General features: G+C 62.2%; 12 protein-coding genes and 4 pseudogenes. 9 read left to right on the plus strand and 7 right to left on the minus strand.

Going from position 1 to position 15441, the window contains the following annotated elements; genetic code table 11:
- Positions 1-193: 193 nt before the first annotated feature.
- Positions 194-1495 (plus strand): hypothetical protein, encoded by a 1302-nt coding sequence (locus AC1DPR_RS23860; RefSeq protein ID WP_018116222.1) that lies wholly within the window; start codon positions 194-196, stop codon positions 1493-1495.
- Positions 1492-2295 carry a COG3904 family protein gene (locus tag AC1DPR_RS23865; protein ID WP_113471778.1) on the plus strand — a complete coding sequence of 268 codons (804 nt, stop codon included), beginning with the start codon at positions 1492-1494 and terminating at the stop codon, positions 2293-2295. Before AC1DPR_RS23860 ends, AC1DPR_RS23865 begins: the two co-directional genes overlap by 4 nt.
- Positions 2296-2478: 183 nt before the next feature.
- On the opposite strand, the pseudogene AC1DPR_RS23870 reads toward AC1DPR_RS23865, so the two are convergent.
- Positions 2479-3305, minus strand: a pseudogene (locus AC1DPR_RS23870) (oxidoreductase).
- 78 nt (positions 3306-3383) lie between these two features.
- Between AC1DPR_RS23870 and AC1DPR_RS23875 the strand changes: the two are divergent.
- Positions 3384-4320: pseudogene (locus AC1DPR_RS23875) on the plus strand (AraC family transcriptional regulator).
- A 51-nt stretch (positions 4321-4371) separates the two neighbouring features.
- Here the strand turns inward: AC1DPR_RS23875 and AC1DPR_RS23880 are convergent.
- Together AC1DPR_RS23880 and AC1DPR_RS23885 are read right to left on the minus strand one after the other, a co-directional pair.
- The gene (locus tag AC1DPR_RS23880; protein WP_113471779.1) at positions 4372-5052 is read right to left on the minus strand and encodes a redoxin domain-containing protein; all 681 of its coding nucleotides are present in this window, start codon (positions 5050-5052) and stop codon (positions 4372-4374) included.
- A gap of 170 nt (positions 5053-5222) precedes the next feature.
- Positions 5223-6658: pseudogene (locus AC1DPR_RS23885) on the minus strand (metal-dependent hydrolase family protein).
- Between the two features lie 168 nt (positions 6659-6826).
- Between AC1DPR_RS23885 and eco the strand changes: the two are divergent.
- Entirely contained in the window at positions 6827-7330 is a 504-nt protein-coding gene (eco, locus tag AC1DPR_RS23890) for a serine protease inhibitor ecotin (protein WP_477817248.1), read from the plus strand.
- A 130-nt stretch (positions 7331-7460) separates the two neighbouring features.
- Here eco and AC1DPR_RS23895 read toward each other — a convergent pair whose 3' ends face one another.
- On the minus strand, positions 7461-7805 hold the full coding sequence (locus AC1DPR_RS23895) for a nuclear transport factor 2 family protein (RefSeq protein ID WP_113471781.1): 345 nt from the start codon (positions 7803-7805) through the stop codon (positions 7461-7463).
- A gap of 168 nt (positions 7806-7973) precedes the next feature.
- Between AC1DPR_RS23895 and AC1DPR_RS23900 the strand changes: the two genes are divergently transcribed.
- The 3 genes from AC1DPR_RS23900 to AC1DPR_RS23910 all read left to right on the plus strand — a co-directional run bounded on the left by AC1DPR_RS23900 (position 7974) and on the right by AC1DPR_RS23910 (position 10795).
- Complete coding sequence (locus AC1DPR_RS23900) at positions 7974-8804, plus strand: helix-turn-helix domain-containing protein (RefSeq protein ID WP_113471788.1); 831 nt, start codon at positions 7974-7976, stop codon at positions 8802-8804.
- 87 nt (positions 8805-8891) lie between these two features.
- Entirely contained in the window at positions 8892-9569 is a 678-nt protein-coding gene (locus tag AC1DPR_RS23905) for a YbhB/YbcL family Raf kinase inhibitor-like protein (protein WP_113471782.1), read from the plus strand.
- On the plus strand, positions 9566-10795 hold the full coding sequence (locus AC1DPR_RS23910) for a multidrug efflux MFS transporter (RefSeq protein ID WP_113471783.1): 1230 nt from the start codon (positions 9566-9568) through the stop codon (positions 10793-10795). The genes AC1DPR_RS23905 and AC1DPR_RS23910 overlap by 4 nt, the downstream gene beginning before the upstream one ends.
- A 3-nt stretch (positions 10796-10798) precedes the next feature.
- On the opposite strand, the gene AC1DPR_RS23915 is transcribed toward AC1DPR_RS23910, so the two are convergent.
- Both AC1DPR_RS23915 and AC1DPR_RS23920 read right to left on the minus strand, forming a co-directional pair.
- On the minus strand, positions 10799-11725 hold the full coding sequence (locus AC1DPR_RS23915; RefSeq protein WP_113471784.1) for a bestrophin family protein: 927 nt from the start codon (positions 11723-11725) through the stop codon (positions 10799-10801).
- A 110-nt stretch (positions 11726-11835) separates the two neighbouring features.
- Positions 11836-12723: a branched-chain amino acid aminotransferase gene (locus AC1DPR_RS23920; RefSeq protein ID WP_113471785.1), complete on the minus strand. Its 888-nt coding sequence runs from the start codon at positions 12721-12723 to the stop codon at positions 11836-11838.
- Positions 12724-12972: 249 nt separating this feature from the next.
- On the opposite strand from AC1DPR_RS23920, the gene AC1DPR_RS23925 reads away from it, so the two are divergent.
- Positions 12973-14013 (plus strand): zinc-dependent alcohol dehydrogenase family protein, encoded by a 1041-nt coding sequence (locus AC1DPR_RS23925; protein ID WP_113471786.1) that lies wholly within the window; start codon positions 12973-12975, stop codon positions 14011-14013.
- Positions 14014-14201: 188 nt separating this feature from the next.
- Here AC1DPR_RS23925 and AC1DPR_RS23930 read toward each other — a convergent pair.
- Positions 14202-14444 (minus strand): annotated as a pseudogene (locus AC1DPR_RS23930) (hypothetical protein); the annotation flags it as partial.
- A 180-nt stretch (positions 14445-14624) separates the two neighbouring features.
- Here AC1DPR_RS23930 and AC1DPR_RS23935 point away from each other — a divergent pair.
- On the plus strand, positions 14625-15092 hold the full coding sequence (locus tag AC1DPR_RS23935; RefSeq protein ID WP_112824408.1) for a cupin domain-containing protein: 468 nt from the start codon (positions 14625-14627) through the stop codon (positions 15090-15092).
- The last annotated feature ends 349 nt before the right edge of the window (positions 15093-15441 follow it).

Genomic DNA, 15441 nt, shown 5'->3' on the forward strand with positions numbered 1-15441 from the left:
GGCTTGACGGCGTCAGGCTTCGGCCTGATGCCAAGCCTTGCTTTTGCCGGTATTATATTGGTTTCTTAAGGAGCTAAGGCCGATCGCGTGAACAAAGACTTACGCGACCTGCCTTAGGTCTTTGTTCATGTGCATGTCCTTGCCTCGAACGGCTGCGCGCTTTCGGAAGGCATGCATTGGCCCGGAGGAGACCATGGCGCTCGGCACGTCGCATCGCTTGCAGGAAGGCATCGAATCCGTCGAGACCATGACCCGGTTCGCGTTCGCGATCCTGGCGCTCGCCTCCGGCGTCTACACCTATCTCGGCGTGCGGAGCATCCTCGACGGATCGGCAACCGCCGTGTTCTTCGCGGCGCTCATCTATTCCAGCGCCGTCTCGGTGGCGATCTACGCCTTCTGGACCTACATGGCCCGTTTTTATCCGCACGTGACCAGTACAGGCGGGCGGACGGCCATGCTTGGTGTCATGGCGCTCGGCTGCGCGATGATCATCGCCATGTCGAGCTGGCTCAACGCGGCCGCGCTGGCGGGTTCCGCGGCGCTCGAACAGCATCTGGCCGAAACGCTGGAAGACTACACGGCCGATCTCGACCAGGCGCATCAGAACGCCCTCGCTGCCCAGAGCCTGCTGCCCGACATCCAGCGCACGCAGGAACGGTTCCAGCGCCTCGCCGACCAGGAACGCGAGACCGGCGCGCTGACCGGTACGACCGGGGCCGGCAGCGTCGTGCAGCTCCTGTCGCAGATGGCCTCGCAGCTGACCGAGCTCGAAAACGGCATCAACGCCTCGCGCGAACGGGTGACGACGCTCTTCGACGCGGGCCGCAAGCATCTCGAGACGATGCGGACGCTGGTGTCGGCGCCGGGCGCGATCAATCCGCGCGCCGATCAGTTCGCTGCCGAAGTCGTCGGGCTTTCCGGCGTCATCACCTCGCTGGAGCAGACCTCGATCGCGCCGTCGGTCAAGCGCGCGGCGGAAGACCTGTCGCTCGGCTTCATCGCTCCGGTGGCGGATGGACGCGAGGCGGATCTTGTCACCCGGCAAGACCAGGTGATGGAAACGATCCGATCCTCCGTCGCGGCGCAATCGAAGGTGCTCTCACAGGCAGCCGACCAGATCCTCGAGCGCAAGCCGGTGTCCGAACGGCGGTTCGTTCCACTCTCCTCGGCCGAAGCGGTGCTGCGCTACGCCGGCGACTTCATCCCCAGCTGGGCCGGCGCCATCTCGATCGATATCTTGCCGGCGGTGCTGATCTTCATGCTGTCGATCGTCCACTCGACGCTGCGCCAGCAGGAGCAGCGCCTGCCCTTCGCCGAACGGATTACCGCAGCCGAACTGTTGCAGGCGCTGGAAGTGAGGCGTGAGATCCAGCAGCAGGGTGCCGACGTCGAGGCCGCCATGGATGCTGCAGAGCGCAGTGAAGCGGCGGACCAGTCGAATGTCGCAAGCTTCGACCTGTCAGGCAAAGGACCACGCAAAGGACCGCCGGCATGAGACTGGAAACGGCGGGGCAAAGGTTGAAGGACTACGTGCTCTCCGCCGATGACGGCACGCTGATGCGGCATGCCTTCCACGCTCTCCTCGCCGCAGCCGCCGTCTTCGTGGTGATAGACTGGCATGAGATCAGCTCCGCCAGTCCCAACAGTCCGGCCTCCGATCCACTTACGCCGGGTGCCCTACCCATGCTTCCGCCGGCTCTCACGCAGGGCAAACCCCAAAACGCACCTGCCGAGATCACCGCGGACCCCGAGGTCCTGATGAGGCCGATCCGCTTCGAACTGCGGGCGGACGGCGTGCTCCTTGCGCAGGGCACGATCGAACCCGGCGCGGCCGCACGCTTTGACGCCGAAATCCGGGCCCGTGGCGAGTACGTCAAAACAGTCGCGCTCGATTCGCCAGGCGGATCGATTGGCGACGCGATCGCCATCTCCACGGTTATCCGCGAACGCAAGATCGCGACCAGCGTCGCCAGCGGCGCGCTTTGTGTTTCCTCCTGCCCGATCGTCATGGCCGGCGGCGTCGTCCGTACGGCCGACAAGGATGCTGTCATCGGCGTACATCAGGTCTTCAACGCCACCAGGGAGAAGCTGTCGCCTGATCTCGCCATGTCCGAAGCCCAACGCACCACCGCCGATATCACCCGACATCTCGACGACATGGGAATCAAGCCGGACCTCTGGATCCACGCCATGGAAACGCCCCCCGACAGGCTCTACTACCTGTCTCCCGACGAGATGAAGGAATTCGCGCTGGTAGCGCCGGCTGTGGGGGTGGTGTCCAGGAAGACGAAATAGGCAGCCTGCCAATGCCCTAAAGCACGTGGCGATCTTCCGATTCTCTTGCCGCGCCTTGTTCTCGGCAACACGCAACGAGTGCCAACAACGACTGCTTACGGCTCGAAACGCTCCTCAGTATGAGGAGAGCGGCAGACCGCGTGATCGGAAATCCGAACCGCGGCCACCTTTGTCATTGCGCTATTACCCGTCGGTCGAGACCGTGACGGATTTCCAAGCCTCAATCTCCTGCTGCAGGCGCTCGATCCTGTCCGACACGAGTTTGAGCGCATCGCTTCCAAGCAGGAGTTGCGGTGGAGGATTGGCAGACTCGATGAGGCTAAGCACGGCTGCCGCGAGTTTGTTGGGATCGCCAAGCTGCTTGCCGCTTTTTGCTTGCCGCGCTTCTCGGATCGGATCGAACAGCGCGTCGTAGTCGTCGATGGACCGCTCAGTCCTTGCCATCGAGCGGCCGGCCCAGTCGGTCCGGAACGAGCCGGGGCAGAGTGCGGTGATGTGGACACCGAACGGCGCCATTTCCGCACGCATCACCTCCGATATCCCCTGAAGCGCGAACTTGCTGCCGCAGTAATAGGCGATGCCGGGCATGGTGATCATGCCGCCCATCGACGTGACATTGACGATGAACCCGCGGCGCCTCTCGCGAAACGCGGCAGGAAAGCCTTGGCAACCGCAACGGCGCCGAAGACGTTCACGTCGAACTGACGACGCATTTCGTCGAGCGGCGACTCCTCGAGGAGCCCTTCGTGACCGTAACCGGCAGTGTTGATCAGGACGTCGACCGGGCCGTGGTCTTTCTCAGCCTGCTCGACGACGTCCGGTATCCTGTCGAATTCGGTCACGTCGCAAAGGACGGAACGGACCGCCGGCAAGCGTTCCGCAAGCCTTGCTTGCGAGGCTTCGGAGCGGACGGTGCCAATGACGGTATGTCCCTGTTCGCTGGCTGCCGTCGCGACAGCCAGGCCGAACCCGGAATTCGCGCCTGTGATGAAGAAAGTCTTCTGTGACATGGTGGACAATCTCTTCTTGATTGGTGATAACTATTTGACTGATAATCTTTCCCTACAGGTTCATCGATTGCGGAAACTATGAGTGTCTTGCCAAATCCTATAAATGCGAAGGGCGCGCCATCAAGGCACCGGGAGCTTGTGGAACTGGCCGGACGCCTCGCCCCGCGTCACGGCTACAATCCGACGGGGCTTCACGGCGTCGGCATCCTCAGGACCGAAGAGGTCCTCCACGACATACCCGTCCTCTACAAGCCTGGTGCGGTTTTCGTGCTGCAGGGTCGCAAGCAGGGAATGCTTGAAGGCGAGGTCTATCTCTACGACGAGGAGCATTATCTGGCGGTCTCGGTCCCGGTTCCGTTCCGGATGGAATCCGTCGCCAGCGCAGAGTGCCCCCTGCTCGCGGTCTATCTCGAATTCGACATGCAGCTCGCGGCCGAGATCGCCTCGGACGTTGAGGCACGGCGTTCCGGACCGGCGGGCACCGCGGCGAGAAGTCTTATGTCCAGCAGAATGGAACCCTACATCGAGGATGTCGTGCTACGCCTGTTGCGACGATCCCATGGAGATGGTGGTTCTGGGCGCAGGCATCTTGCGCGAGTTGCACTATCGCATCCTCGTCGGCCCGCAGGGCGCACAGATGATTGCGGCGCTACAGCAGAAAGGCACCTCCGGCAAGATCGTCCAAAGCCTCGCCCGATTGCGCGAAACCTACAGCTCGGAAATTTCAGTGACTGCGCTCGCGCAGGAAGCGGGCATGAGCGTCCCCTCCTATCACGCACATTTCAAGGCGCTGACAGGCAGCAGCCCGATGCAATACGTCAAAGCGATGCGGCTTCACGAAGCAACGCTGACCATGGCGCGCCAGGAAAAAACGATCGCAGAGGCCGCGCTGTCGGTTGGTTACCTCAGCCCAGCCCAATTCAGCCGCGACTTCAAAAGGCACTTCCGCCGCACCGCCTCAGAGGAGGTGAAATGGGTCCGCAGTCACCTCGGCGAGCTTGCCTTGCGACCATGAGGTGTCCGGTAGCGGCGCAAATGCGTGACGAATGTCGGAGATGCAACGCCTTCAGCGTCGGAGGCTGCTGGCAGCGGCAAGCATTTCCGCCGCGTTTGGAAAGATGCAGAGGCTGTCAGGCCCGTCGCGCGCTTCAATCTGCACCCAGCGAACGATGCCATCGCCGTCGATGAGGAAGTGCCCGACAAGCTGTGTGGGGTGGCTTGCGAAGATGGCATGATCGACGTCAGTAAGCTCGAAGTCGTCTTTGGCGTTGAGTAAGGCGTTGGCCGCCATCGGGTGTAACGCTTCCGGCAATTCACCCGTCGGGTTAATGCGAGCGGCCTCGAATTGCTCCATGCTTGCCCGATAGGGCCATACTGGTTTCTCGCCGCTGTCCTCGGGCAGGAACTCACCGTGCGGCACGCCGAAGGCCCGGTGCGTGGAGCAAGCCTCGTCACACAGGAGCACGGCCGGCGTCGGCCGGTGCTCGAAATAAATGCGGGCGCGCTCTACCGGCGTGTTGATCACGGCAACTGTTTCCACCCCCGCGGCGCGCAGGGCAGGCTGTAGACTACCGAGTTGCCCCACCTGACGCCGGCAGAACGGGCAGTGCAACCCGCGGAAGAAGGCGATCAGAAAAGGTTGACCGTGGAGGCTCGCGAGTGAGACCGTTCCTTTTTGATTTGCCGAGGGAAGTGCGAAGGCGGGAGCGTATTCCCCTGGTTGGAGCGGGCGCTTCTGGTCTCCCATGGCATTTGTCCTTTGCTAGGAGTTCAGGTGAATGCTGGGCTTGATCCAAGTCCAACACCTATCACGCCACTGCACCACTCGCTATGTTCACGGTGCAATCGGGTGGAGTGCGAGGCTTGGGATAAGAGGGCAGCGAAACGCGCAAGCTTTCCGCCGCCGACGTGGCGTGACTACAGCACGTTCTTGTGGACGCGGCCATCCTTGATGATGACGAACAAATTCTTTTCCGGTGCTTCGATCAATCGAATATCGTCAAGCGGATTTCCGTTCCATACCAGCACATCCGCGAGTGCCCCTTCTTCGATAACCCCGAGTTTCCCCGTATAGGGTGTTCGCAAATTTGAAAGAGCGAGCAGCTCGGCATTAACCGAGGTTGCCATCTTCAGCGCGTCGGCATTGCTGAACCAGTTGGACAAATGGGTCAGCATGATGTTTTGACGGGGCGTCAGCTGCGGCGAGAAGAGGACATCCGATCCCCAGGCAAGCTTGATGCCGTACTTCTTGGCGTAGTCGTACACCTTCGGCGTGCCGGCAAACAGCTGCTTGACGCGCTCGACACCCGGACCCGTTTGCGACGCGGCGTCTTCCATGCTCAGAAACGGCTGGGTGCTCAGCCAGACGTTCTTGTCCGCGAACATTCTTGCCGTGTCCTCATCCATCAAATGGGCATGCTCGACGCAGGCGACGCCCCCCGCGATAGCGCGCTGCACGGTATGGGGAGCGTAAGCGTGGATCGTGACATAGGTGTTCCAATCCCTGGCCACCTCGACGGCGGCCCGGATTTCATCTTCACTGAACGTCGTCATGTCGAGAGGGCTGCGAGGCGAGGAGACACCGCCGCCTCCCACCAGTTTGATATGGGACGCGCCCTGCAAGAGTTGCTCGCGGACGCGCCGCTTCAGTGAGCCGATGTCATCGACGATCGCCGAGGCGCCAAGCAATTCGCCGACACTGAGTTGGCCATCTTTCGCGGGTATTTCCGACGGCATCCTGAGGTCGCCGTGCCCCCCGGACGTGGTGATCATTGCCCCCGCAGGAAAGATGCGGGGACCCGGAATGATGCCGGTGTCGATTGCCTGTTTGAAGGTGAAGACGGGCCCGCCCAGGTCTCTCACGGTGGTGAACCCGCGCATGAGGGTCCGCTCTGCTTCGGCAGTCGACGCGGCGTAAATTATGCCGGGATCACCTGCAAGAAGAACGTTCAATGGCACCGCGGCAAAGATCGAATGCCAATGGGCATCGATCAGGCCCGGCATCACGACCCTGCCAGCGCAGTCAATAACCGTCGCGTCGGCGGGCGGAGGATTGCCGTTCGCGTCAATGGACGACACCACATTGCCTTCGATCAGTATCTGGACCGAGTTTCGCAGGGTAGTTGTCTTGCCGTCAAACAGACGAGCCTGTCGCAGCATCAGCTTTTGCGGGGGCGAAGACTGCGCGCTTGCCAGACCTGGTAGGCCTGCCGCGATCGCGGCCCGACAGTCTTCAGAAAACTTCTGCGAGAATAATCCGCGAGGTGGTTTGAGACCCTGTGGAGCTCCGGGTTTGCACATCCGCAGCTCGCCGTTGACGCTAAGCGATTATACTTCCGGCCTAAACGAAGCATTGCTTTTTCCATCTCAAGGCGCTGAAATACAACCCGACGCTAACATGGCCTTTCTGGATAATCTACGGGCACTTGGTCTGGGCATGCAAGCTGGACGGGCGTCACGTGAAAGCGATAGCTGTATCGGCGACCCAACCTCGACCACCATTGCGGGTAAAAGGGTGAAAAATGGCAACTTCATTTTGGGCGGGTAAAGCTGCGAAATACTCAATTTCAGTTCTGGTTTTTCTGTCGCTTGCGGTGAGTGGGGCTTCTGCGGCGGAGTCCCGTCAGGCGCGGGACGAGTTGAAGGCATTTCCCGAGGCGCCAGCGGGCCAGCAACGACACGTTATCTTCCTGCCGAAGCGTTCCGACGAAGATGAGCGCCGGGTTGGCGTGATCGTCGGTCGAACCGAGTTGGTGGATTGCAATCGACATACCATCGGCTCCCAGCTGGAGAAGCGCACGGTCGATGGCTGGGGATATGACTACTACGTCGTTACCGGAGTTGGCGCGGTCGCGAGTACGCGGATGGCGTGCCCGGACAATACCAAGAAGAAAACGTTCGTGCGGAGCTCGGACGAGCCGCTCTTGCGATACAACAGCAGGCTTCCCCTCGTGGTGTTTGCACCCGTCGACGTGGAAATCCGGTACCGGATTTGGAGAGCGGGCCGAGAGAGAACGACAGACTGACGAAACTCGTCGCGCATCGCTAATATCGTGTTCGGCGGCAAGACCGGGACGCCTGGCGCGGGCCCGCTACCGAGTTCCGTTTTCCCTTTCGCCTATGTCTCGGGCCTGCTCCCGTTTCGAGGGACATGTTCTAGGCGTTGCGACCGAAATAGACGTCCACCGAGGCGATCCTGTCGCCCCTGAAGCGCATGACCTCCATGTTGCGGAATGCCCCGCCGTCATGCTTTTCGGCCCGGTAGCGTACCACGGCCTCGTCGTCCGCGATCTCAAGGTGCTCGATCTCGATCTCGCGAAATGGCGGCGGCTCGGGCCAGCAACGGCTGAAATAGGCTACGCGATCAATGTGATCGTCGCGCGGGCTGGAGAAGGTGAAGTCCTCCGTCAGCATCCCGGCCGCGATCTCCTTGCGGCCCTGAAGATAGGCATCGTAGAGCCCGCGAACGGTCTGCTCGCGCGATGTTTGCAGGGTGTCCATGGCACAAATCCTTTCGGCGTCAGTGGCCTCGCCCCAAAATCCGATTGCATTTTGCAATCGGATTTATAGCATCTCAAGCCCATTGCGGCAACTGCGGCACCACTGGCGGCTTGGAAAGTCTGCGGCGATGGTTCAAGATCATCGCCATCATCGATGACGGACGATCGCATGTCGGAAGCGCAAACCATGTTGGAGCGGCTGCAGAAGCTTGCCGCCAAGGACAATCGCCCGCGGGCGTTGCCTGAGGTGGCGGAGCAGTTCTCCGCGCTCTTTACCTTCGTGACCCGAGAGCGCGAACGCATCGCCGGCTGCGCCTTTCCGCGCGCTTCGATCGTGGTCATCGTCGAGGGTTCGAAGGAACTCGTGACCATGGGACGGCAGATGCGCTTTGGCGCGGGCACCGTTCTGGTCCTGCCCGGCGGTTGGCGCGGCGATGTCGTCAATGACCCTGATCCTGCCAGCGGCGTCTACCGGGCGATCTTCATCGGCTTCCCCGACGAACTTGTCGCGCGGGCGGCGCGTTCGTTCCCGCCGCAGCGGGCGGTTCGGCCGATCGATTTGCCGCTCGACACGGTTCTTGCCGCCGCGATCCACCATGCCGGCGAGGGCCTGACGAGCGGGACGCTGCCTGCCCTGCTGATCGAGCATCGCGTGATGGAGGTGTTGACGGTGCTTGGCATGCGCGGCGTCCTGCCGGTCAAGCCGAAGACAACGAGCGACGCGGTGCGCTCGCTCATCCGCTGGCAGCCGGACAAGTCTTGGACCGCCCATGCGATCGCCGCCGAGCTCGGCACCAGCAACGCGACGTTGCGGCGCCGGCTGACGGCGGAATCGACGTCCTTGCGCGACCTGCTGACGGAGGTGCGTGTGGACCTTGCGGCAACGCTGCTCTCGGAGGAAGGGATCTCGCTCCGCGAGGCGGCGCTTGCGGCCGGCTATCGTTCGCCGCGACGCTTCGCCGAGCGCATGCGAGCCAGGCAGCACGTGGCAAATGTTTGAGCTTTTCCGACAATTCTTTGAGCGTTTCTGCGCATCAGGCGATCATCACGATTGTTAGAGCTGTCTCATCGAAAAGGAGACACGCTCATGCGTAAAACGATAACGGCAGCGACCCTCATTCTTGCTCTCGGCGCGTTGCCGACCCTCGCCTCGGATTTGACGGTCACCTTCGAAAAGAGCGGCAAGGGCGGCACCTTGCCGGAGCAGAACGCTTCCTGCATCGCGGCCGACGGCAAGGCGGCGGCTGGCAAGAACAAGAGCCCAGCCTTGTCCTGGTCGAAGGAACCGGCAGGCACGCGGTCCTATGCGCTTGCCATGACCGATCCGGATGTGCCGCAAGACCTCTCGCTGCTCAACAAGGACGGAACGGTGATCGCGCACGACCTGCCCCGGACGGAATTCACGCACTGGATCCTTGCTGACATCCCGGCCACGGTCACAAAGCTCGCCGAAGGAGCCGATGGCGACGGCTTGCCGCCGGGCGGATTGCCACTGGAGATGACCGATCATGGCCGCCGCGGCCAGAATGGCTTCGCTGGGTTCTTGAAGGATGGTCCCTACGGCGGCTATATGGGCGCGTGCCCACCGTGGAACGATCTCCGCATCCATCGCTACCGCGTAACGGTCTATGCGCTCGACACCGAAAGGCTCACGCTTCCCGACGCCTTCACCCGCGCCGATTTTCTTGCCGCCGCAAAGGGACATGTCCTTGCCTCCGGCGCGGCTGAACTGACGTATACGATCAATGCAAAGGCCACGAAATGACCGATACCAAATGGGACGCAGCCGTTGTCGAGAGCGGCTCGATCTACTGGAAGCGCAATCTGGTCATTTCCTTGCTCGGCTCCTTCACGACGATTGTCGCGATGACGCTGCTGCTGCCCTTCCTGCCCCTCTATGTCGAGGAGCTTGGGGTCAGTAACCACGCGGCGATCGTGCAGTGGTCGGGCATCGCCTATGGCGCGACCTTTCTGGCCGCCGCCTTCGTGGCGCCGCTCTGGGGCCGGCTTGGCGATATCTACGGGCGCAAGTTGATGCTGGTGCGCGCCAGCGCCGGGATGACGGTCGCGATCTCGCTGATGGGCATGGCTGACAACGTCTGGCAGCTGGTGGCGTTGCGCCTGTTCGTCGGCCTTGCGGGCGGCTATTCGTCCGGCTCGATGGTGCTGGTTGCGACGCAGACGCCGAAGGATCGATCCGCATGGGCGCTCGGTGTACTCGCTTCCGGCATCATGGCCGGCAACCTCGTCGGGCCGCTGATCGGCGGCGCGCTGCCGCCGTTGATCGGCATCCGCAACACCTTCCTCGCCGCCGGTGGGATGATTTTCCTGGCGTTCCTTGCAACCACCTTCCTGATCAAGGAAGAGAAGTCCCCTGCCCGCAAGCAGGCCGCGAAGGCAAGCGGCGGCTGGGCCTCGATCCCCGACAAGGGTCCCGTCATTGCGATGCTCGCCACCGGCATGCTGCTGATGCTCGCCAACATGTCGATCGAGCCGATCATCACCGTCTACGTCGCGCAGCTGGCGGAAGATCCCGGCAGGGTGACGATGATAGCAGGCATCGTCATGTCGGCGGCAGCGCTCGGGAGCATCCTGTCGGCCTCGCGTCTCGGCAAGCTTGCCGACCGGATCGGCCACTGGCCGGTCATTGCGGGTGCCCTTGCCTTCGCCGGCCTGCTGCTGATCCCGCAGGCATTCGTGACCAGCTCCTGGCAGCTGATCATCCTGCGCTTCCTGATGGGGATCGCGCTCGGCGGGCTTCTGCCCTGCATCTCCGCGGTCATCCGCCATAATGTCCCGGACAGTGCGGCCGGCAGCATCCTCGGGCTGTCGGTCTCCTCGCAATATGTCGGTCAGGTCGCCGGTCCGGTGCTCGGCGGCTTCGTCGGCGGCCATATCGGCATGCGGGCGGTGTTCCTCGGAACCTGCGTGCTTTTGATTGCCGGCGCTGCCTACGCGTGGCTCGTGCGGCCAAAACAGATGGCGAGGTAGCCGCTACATCAGCAGGTAGTCGACCGGCACCGGGAGCGGCGGCAGGTCCGTATCTCCCAGCGCTTCGCGCAGATTGATCTCGATCGTGTCGGCAAGGGCGCCGATCGGCAGCGCGTTCGGCTGGTTGCCGAAGGGCGCTTCCAGCTCGTCGCCCAGCGCATCGAGGCCGAAGAAGGTGTAGGCGACCAGCGCCGTCGCAAACGGCATGAACCAGCCGAGAACGTCGTCGAAGCCGAACGGCAGCAGCAGGCAGAAGAGATGCGCCGTGCGGTGGAGCAGAAGCGTGTAGCCGAACGGCACCGGTGTCCAGCGGATGCGTTCGCAGGAGGCCTGCGCCAGCGTCAGCTCTCCGAGCGTCTTGTCGAGTATCTGATAGGAGATGTCTGACAGCATGTCCTTGGCACGCAGATCGGCAAGCTCCCGGGAAATTTCCAGCGAAATCGCCTCCGGCGGCGTGCGGCTCGCGTGATAGCGGGTTTTCAGCTCAGGCGACAGCCGGCGTTCGACCTTTTCGCGGCCACTGCCAGCACGCAGATGCGGCACCAGCGACTGGATGAAGGCGATGACGAGCGTGACCAGGCGTCTGCGCGCTTCGGCCCCGGCCTCGCCATGCGCCGTTTCGAGGATCAGCGTCTGCCGCGCGAAGTGACGCGCCGAAAAGATCATCTGTCCCCACTGCTTGCGCGCCTCCCACCAGCGGTCATAGCAGGCGTTGTTGCGGAAGCCGAGGAAGATGGAGATCGCGATGCCGAGAAGCGCGAAAGGCGCACCGCTGAAAATCGGCAGGACACCCGGCCAGACGCTGTGGACGAGAACCACGAGCGAGGACAGGAAACCGGTCAGCAGGATCTGCGGAAAAACCTGCTTTATGATCGAACCGCGGAGAATGAAGAAGAGTTTAAGCAGGCTGGGACGGGGGCGCACGATCATGACGCGGGCTTCTCGGTCGTTCGAACAAAGAGATGTCGGCTCTCCTCCCTACAGCCGAGCGAATGGCCGCGGCAAGCGCGGCCATTGTATTCAGATCCGAGGCAACAGACTTAGCTGTCGCTTTCGCTGCGGCCGAAGGCCCAATCCATATAAAGTTCGAGCGCCTTGCGCGTGACCGGCCCTTGCTGGAAGTCGCGGCCATCGAGGCGATTGACGCCAACGACCTTGGAGTAATTGCCCGTCGTGAAGATCTCGTCGGCGTTCATGAAATCCTCGACCGAGAGCGTCACTTCCCGAACCTCGAAGCCCGCCTTGCGCAGCAGGCCGATGACGCGGGCGCGGGTGATGCCGGCAAGGAAGGTGCGGTTGGCGATCGGCGTCGCGACGATGCCGTCCTTGACCATGAAGATGTTGGAGGACGCCGTCTCCGCAACGTTGCCGTTCATGTCGCGCATCAGGGCATTGTCGAAACCACGGCTTTTGGCCTCGGCAATGGCACGGCCGCTGTTCGGATAGAGCGAGCCGGCCTTGGCATCCGTCATCGCCGTTTCCGGCGACGGGCGGCGATAGGGCGAGACGGTCAGCGAATTCGGCGCATTGTTGCCGAGCGGGGCTTCGAACAGGCAAAGGGCGAAGCGGGTGGATTCACCGTCGACGGTGACGACGCTGCCGGCCGAACCATGCTCGCCCCAATACATCGGCTTGATGTAAACAGGCGTCTTGCCGTCGAACCTCTTGATGCCTTCCCAGGCAAGCGCCTCGATCTCCTCAGCGGTCTTGACGGGCTTCAGGCCCATGTTGATCGCCGAGCGATTGACGCGCTGGCAATGCCGGTCGAGATCCGGCGCGATGCCGTCGAACCAACGCGCCCCATCGAAGACCGTCGAGGCTAACCACATGGCATGCGAGGTCGGCCCGATCAGCGGCGGATTGCCGGTGAGCCACTCTCCCTCGACGTAGGTCCAGGTGGTTGAACGGGGCGATGTGTCGACGGCCATGGGCATTCTCCTTGAAAAGTCCGAAGAGCAAAATCCCCGCGCGAAGAGCCGGTCAAGCGGAAATCCGCGGCCTGGAACCCTACGCAAGAAAATGGCGACGAGGCTTTCCAGGGCGTAATATTCGTGCGCGATCCCTTGCGCGCCATCGATGGGTATATCACGGAAAATCATGGATGGCGCGATTGGATGCGACGCCGACGGCGTGGCATCATCCGTCGGAATCGCTGCGGCTGATAGGGAGTAAAATCGATGAAAGCCATATTCTACGACGCCTTTGAGAAGGCTCCCGAAATTCGCGCCCTGCCCGACCCCACGCCCAGCGAGGATGGCGTGGTCATTGCCGTCGGCGCGACCGGGCTCTGCCGCAGCGACTGGCACGGCTGGATGGGCCATGATCCTGATATCAAGCTGCCGCATGTGCCGGGCCATGAACTGGCCGGCAAGGTCGTCGCAACGGGCAAGGGCGTCGTGCGCTTCAAGGTCGGCGATCGCGTGACCGTACCCTTCGTGTCCGGCTGCGGCCATTGCGGCGAATGCCATTCCGGCAACCAGCAGGTCTGCCCGAACCAGTTCCAGCCCGGCTTCACGCATTGGGGTTCGTTTGCGGAATACGTGGCGATCGATTATGCCGACACCAACCTCGTGCACCTTCCCGACAGCATCGACGATGCGACGGCGGCAAGCCTCGGCTGCCGCTTTGCGACGTCGTTTCGCGCCGTTGCCGACCAGGCGCGCACCGGTCCCGGCGAATGGATCGCCGTTCACGGCTGCGGGGGCGTCGGCCTATCGGCGATCATGATCGCAACGGCGCTTGGTGCCAACGCCATCGGTATCGATCTCTCCGACGAGAAGCTCGCCTTCGCGCGCGACTGCGGCGCGGTGGCCACGATCAATGCGAAGAGCGTCGCCGATGTGGCGCAAGCGGTTCGCGAGATCACCAAGGGTGGCGCGCATGTCTCGATCGACGCGCTCGGCCATCCCGTCACCTGCTTCAACTCGATCAAGAACCTGCGCCGGCGCGGGCGGCATGTGCAGGTCGGCCTCATGGTCGGCGAATATGCGACACCGCAGATCCCGATGGCGCAGGTGATCGGCCACGAGCTGGAGATCTACGGCAGCCACGGCATGCAGGCCTGGCGCTACGATGCGATGCTGTCGATGCTGACGTCAGGCAAGATCGCGCCACAGAAGCTAATCGGCCGGCGCATCACGCTTCAAGAGGCGATCCCGGGCTTGATGACGCTGGATCAGGCCGAAGGAGTCGGGATCAGTGTCATCACGCAGTTCTGACGGCTCGACCGCAACCGACTTCAATCAAAACGAGTGCTGCAGTTTGTAGCGTTACTGTGGTTGCGATTCATATTGCAGCGCTGCAGGCCATCGCGGCGTCCATCGCCAAGGACAATGCAAAGGCTTTGGGGGAAGTCGCCAAACGCATTCTGGCGGCGCAGAGCGAGGGCCAGGAGAGTGCTGCAGCCTTAAATGGTAGGCGCCAATGCGGTGCCGGTAACCTGTCCTTGCTTCACGCTCGCCAAATTGAGGGCCAGCGTGACATCGTTGATGATCCCCAGGCGCGCCTCGATCACTGCAATTTTCTCGGGCGTATCGGCATTGAGTGCTTCGATGTCGATGAACAGCTGCTCGCAGCCTCCAGGTGTGACGGTCCCGAACATCTGGCCCGGCTCGTCGCTGATATTCCGCCAGCTGTGCTGGACATGCGGCCGCTCTCGGACGAAGAGAGCCGCAAAGGGGYGATACGCCGCACCGTCTTGATGCCGACAGGATCATTGCCCATATGCCGGCCGACGCTGAAAACGCCAACCACGACGGACTTGAAGCCAGTTGCCATTGACCTTGGAAAGGTCTAACGGGCTCGCCGCCAAGAAAAAGAAAAGCGAGACATGATGTCCAACTCATTTGTAAAAGCGCCTGCCCAGGCGAGCGCGAAGGTGTTCTTCGTGCTGGGCGATCGGATCGAGCGACGGGCTCGTCTGCAAGGAGCCTGGCTCAACATCTTCGACATTACCGTGCCGGCGGGCAGCCGGACGCCGCTGCACCGCCACGCCAGTCCCGAGGTCTTCAGGATCATCGAGGGTCGGCTGACGATCCGCCGCGCGACGGAGAACGGCATCGACGAGTTCGAGGCGACGACCGGCGACATCGTCCGCATCGAGGCGAACCAGCCGCACGCCTACTCCAATCCCGGCCATCAGGCCGCCATCTTCTCGGCTATCGTCGACAGCGACATGGTGGAATTTCTGGAGGCAGCTGGCTCGCAGGAACCGCCGAAGGCGGCGCCGTCAGCGGAAACGCGGGACCGCATGAACGCCGCAGCCAACGCCCATGGGATCACCATATTGGCGGCCTGAGTCCTTTTGGTCTCCGCCCGAGACTATAGCTCGGGCGAGCCTCACCTGCTCCCTTAATAAATACTGTCATACAAAGACGATATGGGCGATTTCGTACGTGGCCTCTTGCGTTCGCCGCCGTTCGTCGACTGTATTTGAGCTCGACGCCGACCGGTCGCGACGTAGGCGCGATGCGAGCGCGCACCCTGGAAGCTAATTTGTAAGGGAGGTGACATGAAAGAGGTCGCCTCCGGAGAGAACGGATCACTGCGAATGATTGAGGGACAGTCACACTTCCGGCCTTTCGGCTTATCCTGTTGGGGTTTTGCGGATCTCAACAAGGGAGTTGGAAGCATGACTGCCTCTTATG

The sequence above is a fragment of the Rhizobium sp. 01T417 genome (assembly GCF_056398905.1).